Raw genomic sequence first — 15,740 nt, 5'->3', positions numbered from 1 at the left:
CCTCCTATACTGCTGAAGCTATAATAGTATATAAGAAGGCTGTCCCAAGGGGAACCGTTAAGTTATCAAAGCCATTAGGTGTATATAGCTCTGCTACTGCTCCATAAAGGGCAATAGCTAAGCTCACCCATAAAGGACTTATATCTGAAAATATTGACATTATCATAAAAACTACAATAAAGGAAGCAAGGAACATTCCTATTGTTCCCTCAAGGGTTTTACCACTTTTCTTAGGTCCAAAGGGTATCCTTCCCAGCCTTTCTCCGATTATTGCAGCAATTCCATCCCCATAGCCCATAACTAGTATTCCTATTGCTCCTATGTACGGTTCGCCATCAGGTCCGAAGGATAACAAAGCTAAAATAAATAAAGAAACAGCATAGTAGACAGTGCCTAAATCCTTTTTACCACCATTTCTCTCCATGGCCTTGATAAGCTGTTTTTTATAGGACATATAATTTACAGCAATAAAGACTGCTGGTACTAAGGCTGCATAAAAGGGATTATCATAAAATACCATGGCTATGATCCACCAGTTGCAAACTCCTATGTGGATAAGCTTCCTGCTTCCTTCTCCTCTTATTATCCCTCTTTTACTCAAAAGGGTAGATAGTCCAAGGACTGCTGCAACAAAGATGAAGGAGCATATAATACCGTATATATTATTCATTTTGTTTACCTCTCCCAGATGTAAGACTAATATTCTATTAACCTTATAAATTATAGCCAATAATTGTAACCCTGTCCATATGGAAGCCACCTTAAAAAGCCTTTAAAAAAGAACTCTTATTTGTATTTAAGAGTTCTTAATTTATGTATTTTAGCTTTCCTTGCTCTTTTGATCCTTTAATAAATCTCTAATCTCCATTAAGAGCTTTTCTTCTGAGGTCATACTTTCCTCTGGTGCTTCTTCAGCTTCTTCTTCTTTTTTACTTCTCAATTTATTAACCATTTTAATCATAATAAATATAGTAAAGGCAATAATAATAAAATCAATAATACTTTGAATAAATGCTCCTATAAAAATCTTAGTATCAGCAATTTTTATAAATATTGCTGACATATCAACCTTACCAGAGAATATGCCTATTATAGGTGAGATTATATTATCTACTAATGAGGTAACAATAGAATTAAAGGCTCCTCCAATAATAACTCCAACAGCCAAATCCAGGACATTTCCTCTCATTGCAAAGTCTTTAAATTCCTTCCACATATCCTTTCCCCCTTCATAAAAATTAATAATATTATTACATTTAATTAATTATATCATAAATAATTTTTATATATTTATAAAAAATATCATTATGGTACTACAGATATTATTAAAACAAGATTAACAGTTTATGCATAGCTAAATTATAGGATAATATTATAATAAAGATATAAATCAGGATAAATAAATATTTGTTTATCAGAAAGGAAATATGCTGTTACTAAATGACAGCACAGGATGTATTATGATTAGATACACCTACAGCTATAAGGCTGTAAAAAAAATCATTACTACAGACTACATGGAAAGAAAAAACTTTTTAGAGGAAATAGAAGATATAGATTATAACCTATTATGGGTTGATATCCATATTGAAAAGGGAGAAGCCTTTGATGATTATATGGAGGTCATCGAAAAGTTTTTTAACTACAAAAATCCTGATCCCTTAAGAGAAATCCGAGGAAGGCGCTCCATTGTAGAAAAAAACACCGAATTCTACACTATTGATATGGCCATATTAAAGGAGGGCTCTTTAGGCAAAAATATAAAGTGGATGAAGGAATACTTTATAATTAATAAAAAGGTAATAATCAGCTTAAGCTATGGGCGTTCCCAGGTTTTAGACGCCATCTGGGATCATATCCCTTCGAATGCTGCAGCTTTTAGAGAGGAGGCTGATACTCTTTTATATGTCATCTTAGACAGCATATGTGATGAGTATTTTGTCTCCTTAGAAGACCTGGAGGAGCTAGTAGACAATATAGAAGGAGTTCTCATAAAGGATTCCAGCAGTGAGCTGCAAACTCGAATATTAGAGCTCAGAAGGAAAATTTTGAAATTTAAAAGGGTAGTTACCTCCTTAAGGACAGTAACCTATTCCCTTATAAGCTATGATTATGATTTCATCAAACCTCCCACTATAAAGCTTATTCAGACCATATATGATAATACTTATAAAATTTATGAAGCCTTAGATGCTTATACAGATACCTTAGCTACAGACCTATCAATATATGAAACTAAAATATCCAACAAAATGAATAAAACCATGGAATTTTTCACTGTAATCACAACTATTATGGCTCCACTCACCTTAATTGCAGGTATCTATGGAATGAATTTTAAATATATGCCTGAGCTTGATAATAGGTCCGCCTATCCCCTCACAATGTTATTTATGTTTATATTAATAGTGATTCAAATTATCTACTTCAAAAAGAAAAAATGGCTGTAAAGAATATTACAGCCATTTTACAGGTTTATAAGGTCTAAGAGCTCTTCTTCTGTAAAGCTATTTATAAAGCCTCTGCCTCTCTCCTCGGAAAGGATATTCTCAATGAGCTCTCTCTTCCTTTCCTGAATAGAATATATCTTTTCTTCTATACTCCCTTTGGTTATTAGCTTTATCACCTCTACAGTGTTATTTTGTCCAATCCGATGAGCTCTGTCCGTTGCCTGTTCCTCCACTGCTGGATTCCACCAGGGGTCAAAATGCACCACTATATCAGCTCCTGTTAAATTAAGCCCCGTACCTCCAGCCTTTAAAGAAACCAGGAATACAGAAGGCTCTGTCCTGCTATTAAACTCCTCCACCAGCTTATATCGCTCTTCTGTTTTAATACTTCCATCCAGGTAATAGCAGGGTATAGCTTCTTGATTAAACAGCTTTAATATATGCTTTAATACCGTGGTAAACTGAGAAAAAATCAATATTTTATGTCCCTGCTCTAAAGCATTTATAGTAAGCTCTCTAAGAGCTATTAATTTTCCACTACTTCCCTGATAATCCTCCACAAAGGCTCCTGGATAACAGCATAGCTGTCTGAGCCTTGTGAGCACTGCCAATATCTTCATTCTATTGTTCTCAAAGCCCATAAGCTCTATCTCTCTCCTCAGCTCTTTTCTAGAAGCAGCGGCATAGGAGCTATACAGTCTCTCCTGTTCTTCTGTCATACCTACAATAAGCTTATGGTTAATTTTATCTGGAAGCTCTCTTGCTACCTCCTTCTTAACCCTTCTAATAATAAAGGGTCTTATAAGCTCATTTAGCTTATCCATAGCAGCGCTCTCAGGCTCCTTGGTTATGGGAGACAAAAAGATTGAACTAAAGGCTTCATAGGAAAATAAATACCCCGGCATAATAAAATCAAAGATAGACCAGAGCTCTCCCAAGGAGTTTTCTATGGGTGTACCAGTGAGCGCAAACCTAACCCTGCTATTTATCCTCTTCACGGAAACAGCATTTTGAGAATTATGATTTTTAATATACTGTGCCTCATCTATGATACAGCTATTAAAAGCTATACTTTCATATAAATCATAATCGTTCCGAAGAAGAGGATAAGAGGTTATTATTACATCATATTCATTAGAGGCCTTAATAATTTTTTCTCTATCCTCCTTGTTACCTAGGACAAGCTTCACAGAAAGCCCTGGCGCAAAGGCTGTAAATTCCTCAAGCCAGTTGAAGCATAGAGAGGTTGGACATACTATCAAATTACTTCCCTTTCCCTTTTCTGATAGGAGATAGGCAATGGTCTGTATAGTTTTACCAAGTCCCATTTCATCAGCTAATACTCCTCCAAGATTCTTATCAGAAAGGTATTTTAAGTATCTAAAGCCAGCTATCTGGTAGTCTCTTAAGGTTCCATTAAGGTCTGTTGGAACCTCTGCTTCAAAGTCTATAGGAGTCTTCAGCTCCTGAAGTCTTTCCTCTAGCTCCTCTGTAAGAGTGACATTCTCAAGGCTCATAAGGTCACAGAGCTTTTCCGCTGCCAATGCCTTAAATACTGGTATACAGACTCTACCATCAGCTAAAAGCCTCTTCTTAACCCCTATTCTCTCCATAAATTCTTCTAGCTTGCTTAGCTCTTTATTCTCCAGCTCAAGGAAATTGCCATTCTTAAGCTTATAGTATCTTTTATTCTGCTTTATAAGCTTGAAGATCTTCCTCAGCTCTTCTTTAGTAATATTTAGTGCTGAGAAATTTATCTCTATTAAATTTCTTTTATTAAGCCTAATATTAAGCTTTATTTCCTCCTGATTATATACGGTTAAAGCCTTAAAGCTATCGGAATAATATATATCACAATAGCTTTTTAAGCTCTCGCAGCCCTCCTTCAAAAAGAAAAATTGCTCTTTCTCTGAGGAAAGAACATACTCATCCTCTTTTCTTCTAAAGCCTAATTCTTCAATTAAGGACTGAAGCTTCTTTTCTCTAAATACTTCTCTAATAATATATGTATCTCCCTGAATTTCCTGTAAAGGGTTGATAGCTATAGCTCCATATCTATAGATAAGCTTAAGGAATATATCTCCATCTCTCCTATCTACATAGGCTTCTCCCTTAAGCTCTTCTTTAGCATTACAGCGTTGCATATCTCCTAAAAAACATAGCTCTTTAGAATAATTACTCAGTACAGATAGTATATAGCCGCTGTTTGCAGCAGTTTCTTTGATCCTTAAGGTAGAGGTTTCACAGCCTCCCAGAGCTTCACACATCAGCTCATATAGCCTGCACTGCTCCATTGAAGGCTCATATACATTTCCTTCATAGTAAAACAAGCTTTTATTATCATCCAAGGGGACTGGGGGACGTCCTTGCAGTGTTATACAAACCTCCCCTTCCTCATCATAAACATTAAAGGATAGAGGTATATCCTTCCTTTGAAAGCTATTAATCTCCAGCTCTTCACCGTTAATAGTTACTTTTTCTATGATAGAGCTGCAGTCTTTAAACAACCTCTTAACCTGTCTTCCCGGTATATAAAACTTCTTTCCTTCTAATAATGGAACTCTATTCCTGCTGTAATCTGCTCCAATCCTATTTATTTGATTCAGCTCATAGAGCTCCTTGAGAAATTCTATAAAAGCCCTGACTTCTCCTGAAAATTCATGCACCTTAGGATTATATAAAAGCCTTTTTGATTCCTGATATATCTTATTATCAATTATTGCCTCTATAAAAGCTTCTATATCTTTTACTCCATAGGTTCTATCGCAGCCTACCTTCAGTTCTCCGTAGCTTTTTATCCTTCCATTCTTATAATTAAAATAATGTATTTCTATATTTATTTTCTTTTTGATAGTATTAAACTCTGAAAGAATACCTTCAAGCTTTCCCAAAAAATAAGCTGTCTGCAGCTCCTTTTTTTCCTTGGTCACAAGACCGCATTTTTCTCTGAAATATTTTATAAGCACTGCCACTAAATGCTTGCATATACCTCTTCTTCTATAGGAGCTTTTAAAATATGAGCAATCACAATGAAAGCTAGTGAAGCCACTGCTATCATTAAAAGCCACCTGTACATTATATTCTCTATCGGAGATATCAGAGGTCACCCAGGTATCTATAGAATATCTACTTACTGCGGAATTATCTGTAGGAAGTATAGATACAGTAAAGTCTTCCATAGTATTATTCTTATAATATTCTAGTCCCTTTTTATATGTATCACCATCAGCATAGCTTTGAATTATCCTCTCATCACAAACCATAAACGCAAACCTTCCATCGTCAAATTATTAACAATATTATAAGGGATTTTCTAGAAAATAAAAAGGTATAAGTTACTTAACCATAACCTATACCATTATTAATCAATCTATTGAGCTCTTTCTGCCATGAAGGCTTCGATCTCTTCTACGGTTTTTACTATTCCTGAGGTGAGATTTACAGCTCCCTCAGCGGTTACCAGTATATCATCCTCTATACGGATACCTATCTTCTCTTCCTCTATATATATACCTGGTTCTACAGTCCAAACCATTCCTTCTTGGAATTTAATATCTCTTCCACCTACGTCGTGGGTATCTAGACCAAGACTATGTCCGATGCTGTGCCAGTAGTAATTCGTTACCTCTGCCTTATCCTTAATTAGTCCAAGCTCTATACATTCCTCAGCTATCCATTCCTTAGCCTGGGCATTGAGCTCTAAATAACTAACACCAGGTTTTATTGCTGCAATTACCTTTTCATTAACTCTGAGTACTGCATTATATACTTCCTTCTGCCTATCAGTAAATACTCCACTAACAGGGAATGTCCTTGTAACATCAGCATTATAATAATTATATTGGGCACCCAAATCAAATAGTATTAGAGAGTCCTTTTCAATAACAGAATTATTCTTTTCATAATGAAGTATTGTTCCATTAACCCCTGATGCTGCTATGGTTTTAAAGGCAAAATCCCGTACACCTCTTGATTTACATATAAAATCAAAGTAAGCCTCCAGCTCATACTCCTTCATTCCAGGCCTCGCATGCTTCATAAGCTCCTGAATTCCAAGGCTAGTCACCTCAATGGCTTTTTTAAGCTCTCCTATTTCCTCTGGAGACTTAACAAGCCTCAAATCAGCTATCATATTATAGGCATTTTTAATAACTATCTGTGGATATCTATCCTTTAAGGTCTCTGCAAATACTTCGCTGTAGCTTTTATTGCTATTGAAGCTGTCCTTTTCTAAATCCATGTAAACTATAGTGATATCCTTAGTGGATATATAGTTATGCAGAATATTTTCTAATTCTTCTACATAGCTTATAGAGTATACGCCTGAACGGTCCTTCGCTTCATCTTCTCTTATGGACCTTCCTATCCATTTTTCCAGCTGAAGATTAGGCTTTTTAATAAATAGCTTTTCATCATACTCTCCATTTATCTTCGTAAGCACTAAAGCTATGTTTTCTTCATCAATACCTGTTAGATAATAAAAGTTTCTGTTAGGCGTATATTTGTATCTTTCATCAGCACTCTTTTTAGGAGCGGCTCCGGAAAATAATACAACTATAGCATTTTCCTTAATTCGGTTTAAAAGTTTACGTCTGTTATTGTAAAAAACCTTTTTATTCATTATATTCACTCCTCCTAAATACAAAAGAACCACGCTGCTTTTATATAAATTATCTTTAATTATACCATTTATTTGTATATTAATCTATAAATTCAAGGAATTACTATTCTATTGCCACTATGGTACTTTTAAGAACGTTTTCTTCCCTTAATAAAATCTCTAAGAGCTCCTTAACATCTACCACAAGGCTTGATATATCTAAGGTTATCACCACATTAGCAGAATTATTTATAGGAAGATCCTGACTTATGGTAAGGACGTTGCCCCCCTTAGCTGCTATGGTATCCAATATTCTTGAAAGAACTCCTGCCTTATGACTGAGAAGCATAGCCACTGTTGCCTTCTGTCCCTGTATACCTTCTGAAACGGTAAAAATTTTATCCTTATATTTATAATAGGCACTTCTGCTGATGCCTACTGCCTTTACTCCTTCGGTAATATCCTTTACAATCCCCTTATGGAGAAGCTCCTTAACCTCTACAACCTTTTTTACCACATCCTGAAGTATATCTCCGCTTACTATATAGTATTTATTATCCATACAATTCATCCTTTACTATGATTCTTACTCTATTTTAAAATAAAGAGCATACCTAAGTTAATTATAAGCTTAAGCATGCTCTGTTTAAACATATTTTATTGAATATCCAACTTAACTTTTAATTTTTCTAGCATATCCTTTGTCATAGCATCTAAGTCATATTCTGCCTTAAAGCCCCACTCCTCTGCTGCAGCCGTTGAATCTATGCTGTTAGGCCAGGAATCAGCAATAGCCTGCCTTACAGGGTCTACTTCATAATTAATTGTGAAGCCTGGTATATATTTTCTTATAGCTTCTGCCAGCTGTGATGGCTCAAAGCTCATAGCTGTTATATTGAAGGCATTTCTATGTTTAAGTTTAGATGGATCTGCCTCCATAAGCTCTACTATGGCCTTTAAGGCATCAGGCATATACATCATATCCATATAGGTACCTTCTCCTATATATGAGGTATAGCTTCCTTCAGTAAGAGCCTTATAATATATATCTACAGCGTAGTCTGTGGTTCCGCCTCCAGGAGGTGCTACATAGGAAATAAGTCCAGGGAATCTAACTCCTCTGGTATCTACACCAAACTTTTTGAAGTAATAATCACATAATAGCTCTCCAGATACCTTTGTAACTCCATACATTGTTCCTGGTCTCTGAATTGTGTCCTGTGGTGTATTATCCTTAGGCGTAGAATCTCCAAAGGCTCCTATAGAGCTAGGTGTAAAGAACTTACAGTTTAATTCTCTTGCAACCTCCAGAGCATTGAACAATCCACCCATATTTATCTGCCAAGCAAGAGCTGGTTTTGCCTCTGCCACCGCAGATAGTAGAGCAGCTAAATGTATTATTGTATCTACCTGATATTTTTTTGCTATTTCTAAGAATCTTTCACTATTTAGTACATCCAGCTCCTCGAAAGGTCCTCCCAAAACTACTGGATGATTCTCAGGTCTTCTTATATCAGAAGCAACAACATTTTCGCTTCCATAAATGCCTCTCATATATTCTACAAGCTCTGAGCCTATTTGTCCTAAGGATCCGGTAATCAGTATTTTTTTCATCATTGTCCCCCGTTATAATTTTTAGTTATTATATAACTTCAAGTTCTTTTCCAATCTTTTCGTATATTTTAATTGCCTCATCCAACATTTCTTTGGTATGAGCAGCTGTTGGCATATTTCTAACCCTTCCTGTTCCCAGTGGTACTGTAGGGAAGACTATGGATTTAGCATATACCCCTTCTTCATTGAGTCTTCTACTGAACTGCTGAGTAAGCTTTTCATCCCCAATAATACAAGGAGTTATAGGTGTTTCACTATTTCCTATGTTAAAGCCTAAGGCCTTAAGCCCCTTCTTTAGGTAATCCCCATTCTCCCAAAGCTTTTCGTTAAGCTCAGTGCTTTCTGTCATTATATTGATTGCCTCAATGCAGGCTGCAGCAGTAGCTGGTGTTAAGGAAGTAGAGAAAAGGAATGGCCTTGCTCTAACCTTAAGCCAGTCAATCAAATCCTTAGAACCGGCTACATAACCACCTACTACTCCAATAGCCTTAGAAAGGGTTCCTATCTGGAAGTCAATCTTGTGAGAAAGTCCAAAATGCTTAACTGTTCCAGCTCCCTTTCCCATAACTCCTGAACCATGTGCATCATCAATATAGGTTATTAAATCAAACTCCTCAGAAACCTCAACCATTCCTGGAAGGTCTACCACGTCACCGTCCATGGAGAATACACCATCAGAAATAACCATGAGCTTTTCATAAAGACCGCTTTCTCTAGCTGCCTTAGCCTTTTCTCTTAGGTCCTCCATATTATTATGAGCATATCTTATAATTTTTGCTCCTGAAAGACGACAACCATCAATTATAGATGCATGATTGAGCTCATCAGATAAGATTGCATCTTTTTTGTTCATAACAGCCTGTATAGCACCAGCATTACAGTTAAAGCCTGATTGGAAGGCAATAGCTGCTTCAGTATGCTTAAATTCTGCTAGCTTCTTTTCCAGTTCATCATGTATATCAAGAGTTCCGTTAATAGTTCTAACAGCACCAGCACCTACTCCATATTTTTTAGCTGCTTCTATAGAAGCATCCACCATTCTTTTATTAGTTGCAAGTCCTAAATAATTGTTTGAGGAAAGATTTATAAGTTCCCTTCCTCCGATTTTTATAATCGGTCCATTTGCTCCCTGAAGAGAATCAATTTGATTGTACAAGCCCTTACTCTTTAAATCCTCGAGATTTTCCTTAAGGAAACTATCCAAAGCTCTACTTCCCATTAAATTTCCTCCTTATTTTATTGATTTATGGTAATATAAAAAAACAAATTTTCATTTTTGTCTCTACTTTACATTATAACAGAGTAATTAATTGTTATCTATAAAGAAATTTGATAAATTTGTCCTAATTTTGATGTTTTTTATAATATTCCTTTAAACGATTTCACCAAGCTTTATTATGCTCATTTTTTCGCCCAATTATATCCTTTTTTTCAAAATATAATTGCCATAATATGCTATATATGATAACATTTACAATGTGCTAAAAAAATTGGACAAAAGGGGTTGTACATATGAAAAAAATTGGACTTATACCTAAGCTTCTAGCAGGTATTGTTCTTGGTATTGCCTTTGGTGCCTTTGCACCAAAATTTATTGTTTCCTTATTGGCAACATTTAACCACATCTTCGGGAACTTCTTGGGCTTTGCTATTCCACTAATCATTCTCGGCTTTGTTGTATCTGGTATTGCTGACTTAGGTGCTGGAGCTGGTAAGCTTTTAGGTATCACTACCGGTATAGCTTATTTTTCAACTATAGTTGCAGGATCCTTTGCTTACATGGTATCAGTAACTATTTTCAAACCAATAGTTGCTCAAACAGCGTCATTAACTGCGGACAATCCTGAGCACAGTCTTTTACCTTCCTTATTTGAGTTGTCCATGCCTCCTTTAATGGAAGTTATGACCGCATTGATTCTAGCTTTCCTATTGGGTCTTGGTATAGCTACTCTTAAGGGAAAGAGTGAAACCTTATACAACATATCAGTAGAGTTCCAAAAAATAATGGAAAAAACAATTTCTGCAGTTATCGTTCCTATGCTTCCTCTACATATTATGGGTATATTCGCTAACATGACCTATGCCGGTGAGGTTACTAGAATATTATCTGTTTTCTGGAAGGTATTTTTAATTGTAATTGCAATGCACTTAATCATAATCGTTGTACAGTTTGCCATTGCCTGTATGATAGGCAAAAAGAATCTTGTTACCACCTTGAAAAATCAAATACCAGGATATATCACAGCTATAGGCACCCAGTCCTCTGCTGCAACAATTCCTGTTAATCTTCAGTGTGCAGAAAAGAATGGAGTATCTAAGGGAATCAGAGAATTCGTTGTACCTCTATGTGCCACCATCCACCTTTCCGGAAGTACCATAACTCTTACTTCCTGTGCTATGGCGGTTATGATGATAAATAACATGAGCTATACCCTACCACAGATGCTTGGCTTTATAGCAATGCTTGGAGTAACCATGGTTGCAGCCCCTGGAGTACCAGGAGGAGCGGTAATGGCGGCTCTTGGAATATTACAAAGCATGCTTGGCTTCTCTGAGGCTCAAACAGCACTTATGATAGCCCTTTACATAACTCAAGATAGCTTTGGTACAGCCTGCAACGTATCTGGTGACAACGCCATAGCAATCATAGTAGATGCCCTTCAGGGAAAAAACAAAAAGTCTAATAAAGTAGTAGAAATGGAAAGAGAAGCTGCAATAACTAAGTAATATAAAAATACCCCCAGGATAAGAAATTATCTTGGGGGTATCTATATATATTTATTATATTAAATTCTTTTCTTACTTTTTATATACATAATCATTCTTATCACTTCTGCTATAACTATTCCTGCAACTGCTCCAAAAGTCATGGTTAATCCGGGATTTCTATGAAAAAGTCCTAGTATAAGTCCAACACCTGTCCCAAATAATATCCCCTTAGAAATCATTGTAAATTCATCTACATTTTTATATTTCTCTTCCATAGTCTTCCCTCCTTAAATATATTGCGAATAACTTCCGGCTGCCCTTAGGTACTATATACTATTAATAACGTATAGAAATCATAAAAGTTTCCCTTATCCACAAAATATTTTATAATAATATAATATTTTTTATAATTACATTATAAGTTTTACTTCTAAAGAAAAATGTAAGAAGAGCTTAAAATTTTCTTAATTTCTATAATAAAATTCTAACTATGGTTACCGCTGCTATTATAGCCGTGAGATCAGCTAGCATAGCTGCCCAAAGAGTATGCCTTATCTTTTTAATTCCCACTGCTCCAAAGTATATGGATAGGGTATAAAAGATAGTTTCAGTGGTTCCCATTATCACTGAAGCCGTAAGCCCAATGGTACTATCAGGTCCATATTCCTTAAGTATCTCAGTAAATACCCCCAAAGCCCCGCTTCCTGAAAGAGGCTTTATTAATACCATGGGTATGAGCTCTGAGGGAAGTCCTATAGTCCTTGCTAAAGGTGCAAGAGCAGAATTTACTAAGTCCAAAACTCCAGAAGCTCTAAATATCCTCACGGCAATTAGCATTGCTAATAAATAAGGAAATATTCTGAGGCATACATTTAGCCCCTCCTTAGCTCCTTCAATAAACCATTCATAAACCTTTTTTCCTTTTATCATTCCATAAATAATTATTATGAATATTATTATCGGTATAATAGACTTAATTATATATCCCATCATAATATCACCTAAAAGGACTTTTCTAAAATTTTGGCTATCAATATCCCAACCACAGCAGCACAGGCAGTGGAGATTATTGCTGGAAGGATTATTATTCCTGGATTCTCAGAGCCTGAGGCTGCTCTAATGGATACCACTGTACTAGGCAGCAGCTGAAGGCAGGCAGCATTCATCACCAAGAATAAGGCCATATCATTAGAAGCCCTCTCCTTATGGACATTATCCTTTTGAAGCTCTTCCATGGCCTTGATTCCAAAGGGTGTAGCTGCATTAGAAAGCCCCATCATGTTTGCCGTAAGATTCATAACTATCGCCCCTAGAGCCTTTTCATTTTTCGCTGCTCCTTTATATAAAAGCCTTAATATTGGCTTCATAACCATGGCAAGCTTTTCTGTAAGACCACTTTTTTCCGCTATTTTCATAACTCCACACCATAAGCACATAAGCCCCGTAAGCCCCAGCACCAATTCTACAGTGCTTCCTGAAGATTCTATCACAGCTTTAGAGATAGCTTCCCCTTGTCCACTAAACAATCCTACGGCTATCCCAATAAAAAGCATAAAAAACCATATATAGTTTATCATTTTATCTCCCCTTAACTCCTTGATTTTATCTGATTATTAATATATATTCGTCTAAAAATATATGATTCATAATTAATAATAATCTTCATAACTCATTGCATAGAATTATCTTATCTGTTAACATTAAAGAGCGCTAATAAAGGAATAATAAAGCTACAAAACCTAAGAAGACAAAGGAGATTAGCTATGAAGGAAGATATTTTAAAGCTTGCCCAACAGGAGATAGATGAGGCACTGGCTGCCGTAGAAAACATAGAAAACAATCTATCTGAAAAGGAACCATCCAGGGACGATTTAAAAGAAAAGTTTATCAAGCTAAATGAAAAGGTAAATGAACTAGAAAACCTTTTGAAATCTCAAGGAATAATATAAAAAATACACCTCTAAAGCAGCAAATAATTCTGCCTTTAGAGGTGTACTTTGTTCCAATAAACCTTTACCAGTGGGCTGAGGTTTTTTATATTTTTTTCTCTTACTAAATAATCATCCATATAAGCTTCAACTAAAGTCCAATAACTCTTGGAATGATTCATTTCTTTTAAATGACATACCTCATGAAGCACTATGTAGTCAATAAGCTCTGTAGGCAGGAGCATCAGCTTTATATCTAAGTTTATATTTCCCTTTGAGGAACAGCTTCCCCACCGGCTCTTTACATCCTTTATAGTAAGTGAATTATATTTTACTCCTACCAGCTTTGAATAATAGTCTAGCCTTTCTTTAAGATATTCATAGGCCCTTTCTCTATACCAGGCCTTCAATTCTTTAACAATGACTATCCTCCTTTGCTCCTCATGAAACTGAAGGAGGGCATTCAATCTAAGCTCTGCTTCCCCTTCCTTAAGTGTAACGGAAGAAGGCTTTAAAGACGAATATCTCAGCTTCAAAGGATAATAGCTTCCAAGATACAGAAGGCTTCCTCCTTCCCCCATGGACTTTTCAGAGGATAGGTCTACCTCTACCTCTTTAAGACTTCTAATAATCCAGCTTTCTTTCTCCTTTAAAACTTTTTCTATCTCACTTATAGGACAGTTGATTGGAGCGGTCACCACAACTCCTTCTAGAGAGCTTATCCTTATGCCTATTGTTTTTCTTTTACCATATTTAAGCTTATACTTCATAAAAGACCACCTCTACTATAAGATATAAGCTTTTATACCATTAATATTAAACCTATATCTCGTTTTTCTTAGCATCCTTTCGCTTCTTAGCTGCAGTAGCTCGCTTTTCCTTCAAAGCCTTCGCTTTTAATTCACTTTCTTCCGCCTGTCTTTTGTCTGACTCTTCTTTGTCTAGAAGCTTTTTCTCTATCTCTATTCTATCTGCTTCACCCAGGTTAGCTTCTGCTTGTTTTTGTAGCTCAGAATCCTCAAACCTTAAGAAGCTTCTAAAAGCCTCAGGATAAGCGAACTTTTTATTATCAACCTCTTCTTTTTCAAATGAAACTTCTATATAGTTGCTGTCCATTTGAAAAATTTCTCCTCTACCAAAGGCTTTATGCCAAACGGTTTTACCTATCATATCTTCCTCCTAATATGCTGATTAGCTTATTTTTTCACTTCAATCTCTATAAAACAAAAGCATGCAGCTTAACAATCGGAATTACGCTGTTAAGCTACACGCTGTGTATATAATAATTATACCAAAGTTTTACTGTAAATGTCACAGTAAAGTCATAGGAATTTAATTACTTTGTGGAATCTCTCTCTATTATCTCGTAATCAAGGACAAAATGGCCCTGCTCTAAGGTCTTTTGATTTATAAGCTTTATTAACATTCTCATAGCAATAGAACCCATATCATACATAGGCTGAGCTACGGTAGTCAGGTTTGGATAATAAACACTAGCAGCATATATATTGTTAAAGCCTATGACATCTACGTCTTGAGGAACGGAAAGCTGATGCTCTCTTAGGTTGTTTATGACACCCATGGCAATCTCATCAGAAGCACAAACTACGGCATCAATAGAGCTAGCTTTCTTTAATATACTGCTTATACCCTTTATCCCTGTTTCAGTTCTTAAATCTCCAAAGAATAAAAGATCCTCATTTATCTCAAGACCATTATCCTCCATGGCCTTCTTAAAGCCTGTATACCTATCTGCCCAAGCATTTCCTGCATCAGGGTCAACTCCTACGAAGGCAATTTCCTTATTACCTTTTTTGATTATGTATTCAGCTGACTCATAACCAGCCTTAACATTGTCAATTGTTACACTAGGGAAGAATTTTTCCTTATCGCTGGATTCTACTAGAACTGTCTTTAAGCCTAATTCCTTAATTACATCTGTAACCTCAGTCTTTAAGGAGGAGCTCATGTAAAGAACACCATCTACCATCTTTTCCTTAAGTACTCTCAGATATTCTTTTTCCTTTTCAACATCTAAGTCAGAGTTACATAAGATAACGTTATAATCATAAATATTAGAAACGTCCTCAGCACCTCTAACTATTTCAGGATAAAACTGACTAGAAATATCAGGTATAAGAATCCCTATAGTCTTTGTTCTCTGAGTCTTTAAGCTTCTTGCTACTATATTCGGTCTATATCCCAGTTTTTGTATTGCGTCTTTAACTTTTTTCTTAGTCTCTTCATTTACTACATCGATATCATTAAGCACTCTGGAAACCGTTGCAATTGATACCCCTGCTTCCTTTGCTACATCTTTTATTGAAGCCGCCATTCATTTCAACTCCTATCATAACTCTATTGTTAATTATTATACTAGAAATATTCTTTAATTTAAAGAAGTTTACCAATTATTAATTATATATCCATTAAATTAAT

The 15,740-nt window shown here is 35.7% G+C and carries 16 protein-coding genes; 3 read left to right on the top strand and 13 right to left on the bottom strand.

What is annotated here, in order from left to right; all coding sequences use genetic code 11:
* Positions 1 to 4 precede the first annotated feature (4 nt).
* Together ACPWSR_RS10105 and mscL are read right to left on the bottom strand one after the other, a co-directional pair.
* The gene (locus ACPWSR_RS10105) at positions 5 to 670 is read right to left on the bottom strand and encodes a diacylglycerol/polyprenol kinase family protein (protein ID WP_426348115.1); all 666 of its coding nucleotides are present in this window, start codon (positions 668 to 670) and stop codon (positions 5 to 7) included.
* A 150-nt stretch (positions 671 to 820) separates the two neighbouring features.
* Positions 821 to 1,216, bottom strand: coding sequence for a large conductance mechanosensitive channel protein MscL (gene mscL, locus ACPWSR_RS10100; protein WP_426348114.1), 396 nt, complete (start codon positions 1,214 to 1,216; stop codon positions 821 to 823).
* Between the two features lie 244 nt (positions 1,217 to 1,460).
* Between mscL and ACPWSR_RS10095 the strand changes: the two genes are divergently transcribed.
* Positions 1,461 to 2,450 (top strand): magnesium transporter CorA family protein, encoded by a 990-nt coding sequence (locus ACPWSR_RS10095; protein ID WP_426348113.1) that lies wholly within the window; start codon positions 1,461 to 1,463, stop codon positions 2,448 to 2,450.
* Positions 2,451 to 2,467: 17 nt separating this feature from the next.
* Here the strand turns inward: ACPWSR_RS10095 and ACPWSR_RS10090 are convergent, their stop codons facing one another.
* The 5 genes from ACPWSR_RS10090 to ACPWSR_RS10070 all read right to left on the bottom strand — a co-directional run bounded on the left by ACPWSR_RS10090 (position 2,468) and on the right by ACPWSR_RS10070 (position 9,883).
* The gene (locus ACPWSR_RS10090) at positions 2,468 to 5,713 is read right to left on the bottom strand and encodes an SNF2 helicase associated domain-containing protein (protein ID WP_426348112.1); all 3,246 of its coding nucleotides are present in this window, start codon (positions 5,711 to 5,713) and stop codon (positions 2,468 to 2,470) included.
* Between the two features lie 107 nt (positions 5,714 to 5,820).
* Entirely contained in the window at positions 5,821 to 7,071 is a 1,251-nt protein-coding gene (locus tag ACPWSR_RS10085; RefSeq protein ID WP_426348111.1) for an aminopeptidase P family protein, read from the bottom strand.
* Positions 7,072 to 7,174: 103 nt separating this feature from the next.
* A complete protein-coding gene (locus tag ACPWSR_RS10080) occupies positions 7,175 to 7,612 on the bottom strand; it encodes an ACT domain-containing protein (RefSeq protein WP_426348110.1) in 438 nt (145 codons plus the stop codon).
* Between the two features lie 95 nt (positions 7,613 to 7,707).
* Positions 7,708 to 8,664, bottom strand: coding sequence for an L-threonine 3-dehydrogenase (locus ACPWSR_RS10075; RefSeq protein ID WP_426348109.1), 957 nt, complete (start codon positions 8,662 to 8,664; stop codon positions 7,708 to 7,710).
* 28 nt (positions 8,665 to 8,692) lie between these two features.
* On the bottom strand, positions 8,693 to 9,883 hold the full coding sequence (locus ACPWSR_RS10070; RefSeq protein ID WP_426348108.1) for a glycine C-acetyltransferase: 1,191 nt from the start codon (positions 9,881 to 9,883) through the stop codon (positions 8,693 to 8,695).
* A 293-nt stretch (positions 9,884 to 10,176) separates the two neighbouring features.
* On the opposite strand from ACPWSR_RS10070, the gene ACPWSR_RS10065 reads away from it, so the two are divergent.
* Positions 10,177 to 11,391: a dicarboxylate/amino acid:cation symporter gene (locus ACPWSR_RS10065; RefSeq protein ID WP_426348107.1), complete on the top strand. Its 1,215-nt coding sequence runs from the start codon at positions 10,177 to 10,179 to the stop codon at positions 11,389 to 11,391.
* A 59-nt stretch (positions 11,392 to 11,450) separates the two neighbouring features.
* On the opposite strand, the gene ACPWSR_RS10060 is transcribed toward ACPWSR_RS10065, so the two are convergent.
* The 3 genes from ACPWSR_RS10060 to ACPWSR_RS10050 form a co-directional block, all read right to left on the bottom strand.
* On the bottom strand, positions 11,451 to 11,648 hold the full coding sequence (locus ACPWSR_RS10060; protein WP_426348106.1) for a hypothetical protein: 198 nt from the start codon (positions 11,646 to 11,648) through the stop codon (positions 11,451 to 11,453).
* A 196-nt stretch (positions 11,649 to 11,844) separates the two neighbouring features.
* Entirely contained in the window at positions 11,845 to 12,363 is a 519-nt protein-coding gene (locus ACPWSR_RS10055; RefSeq protein ID WP_426348105.1) for a spore maturation protein, read from the bottom strand.
* 11 nt (positions 12,364 to 12,374) lie between these two features.
* Entirely contained in the window at positions 12,375 to 12,950 is a 576-nt protein-coding gene (locus tag ACPWSR_RS10050; protein WP_426348104.1) for a nucleoside recognition domain-containing protein, read from the bottom strand.
* Positions 12,951 to 13,136: 186 nt separating this feature from the next.
* On the opposite strand from ACPWSR_RS10050, the gene ACPWSR_RS10045 reads away from it, so the two are divergent.
* Positions 13,137 to 13,322: a hypothetical protein gene (locus ACPWSR_RS10045; RefSeq protein ID WP_426348103.1), complete on the top strand. Its 186-nt coding sequence runs from the start codon at positions 13,137 to 13,139 to the stop codon at positions 13,320 to 13,322.
* Between the two features lie 35 nt (positions 13,323 to 13,357).
* Here the strand turns inward: ACPWSR_RS10045 and ACPWSR_RS10040 are convergent, their stop codons facing one another.
* The 3 genes from ACPWSR_RS10040 to ACPWSR_RS10030 all read right to left on the bottom strand — a co-directional run bounded on the left by ACPWSR_RS10040 (position 13,358) and on the right by ACPWSR_RS10030 (position 15,636).
* On the bottom strand, positions 13,358 to 14,071 hold the full coding sequence (locus ACPWSR_RS10040) for a M48 family metallopeptidase (RefSeq protein WP_426348102.1): 714 nt from the start codon (positions 14,069 to 14,071) through the stop codon (positions 13,358 to 13,360).
* Between the two features lie 52 nt (positions 14,072 to 14,123).
* Positions 14,124 to 14,471 (bottom strand): hypothetical protein, encoded by a 348-nt coding sequence (locus ACPWSR_RS10035; protein ID WP_426348101.1) that lies wholly within the window; start codon positions 14,469 to 14,471, stop codon positions 14,124 to 14,126.
* A gap of 166 nt (positions 14,472 to 14,637) precedes the next feature.
* Positions 14,638 to 15,636, bottom strand: a complete 999-nt coding sequence (locus ACPWSR_RS10030; protein WP_426348100.1) for a LacI family DNA-binding transcriptional regulator — start codon at positions 15,634 to 15,636, stop codon at positions 14,638 to 14,640.
* Positions 15,637 to 15,740: the final 104 nt, after the last annotated feature.

Source organism: Alloiococcus sp. CFN-8 (assembly GCF_049943125.1).
Classification (GTDB): domain Bacteria; phylum Bacillota; class Clostridia; order Clostridiales; family Clostridiaceae; genus JAEXZL01.
The sequence above is the reverse complement of the archived record's forward strand: the minus strand, read 5'-3'. Positions and strand labels throughout refer to the sequence as shown.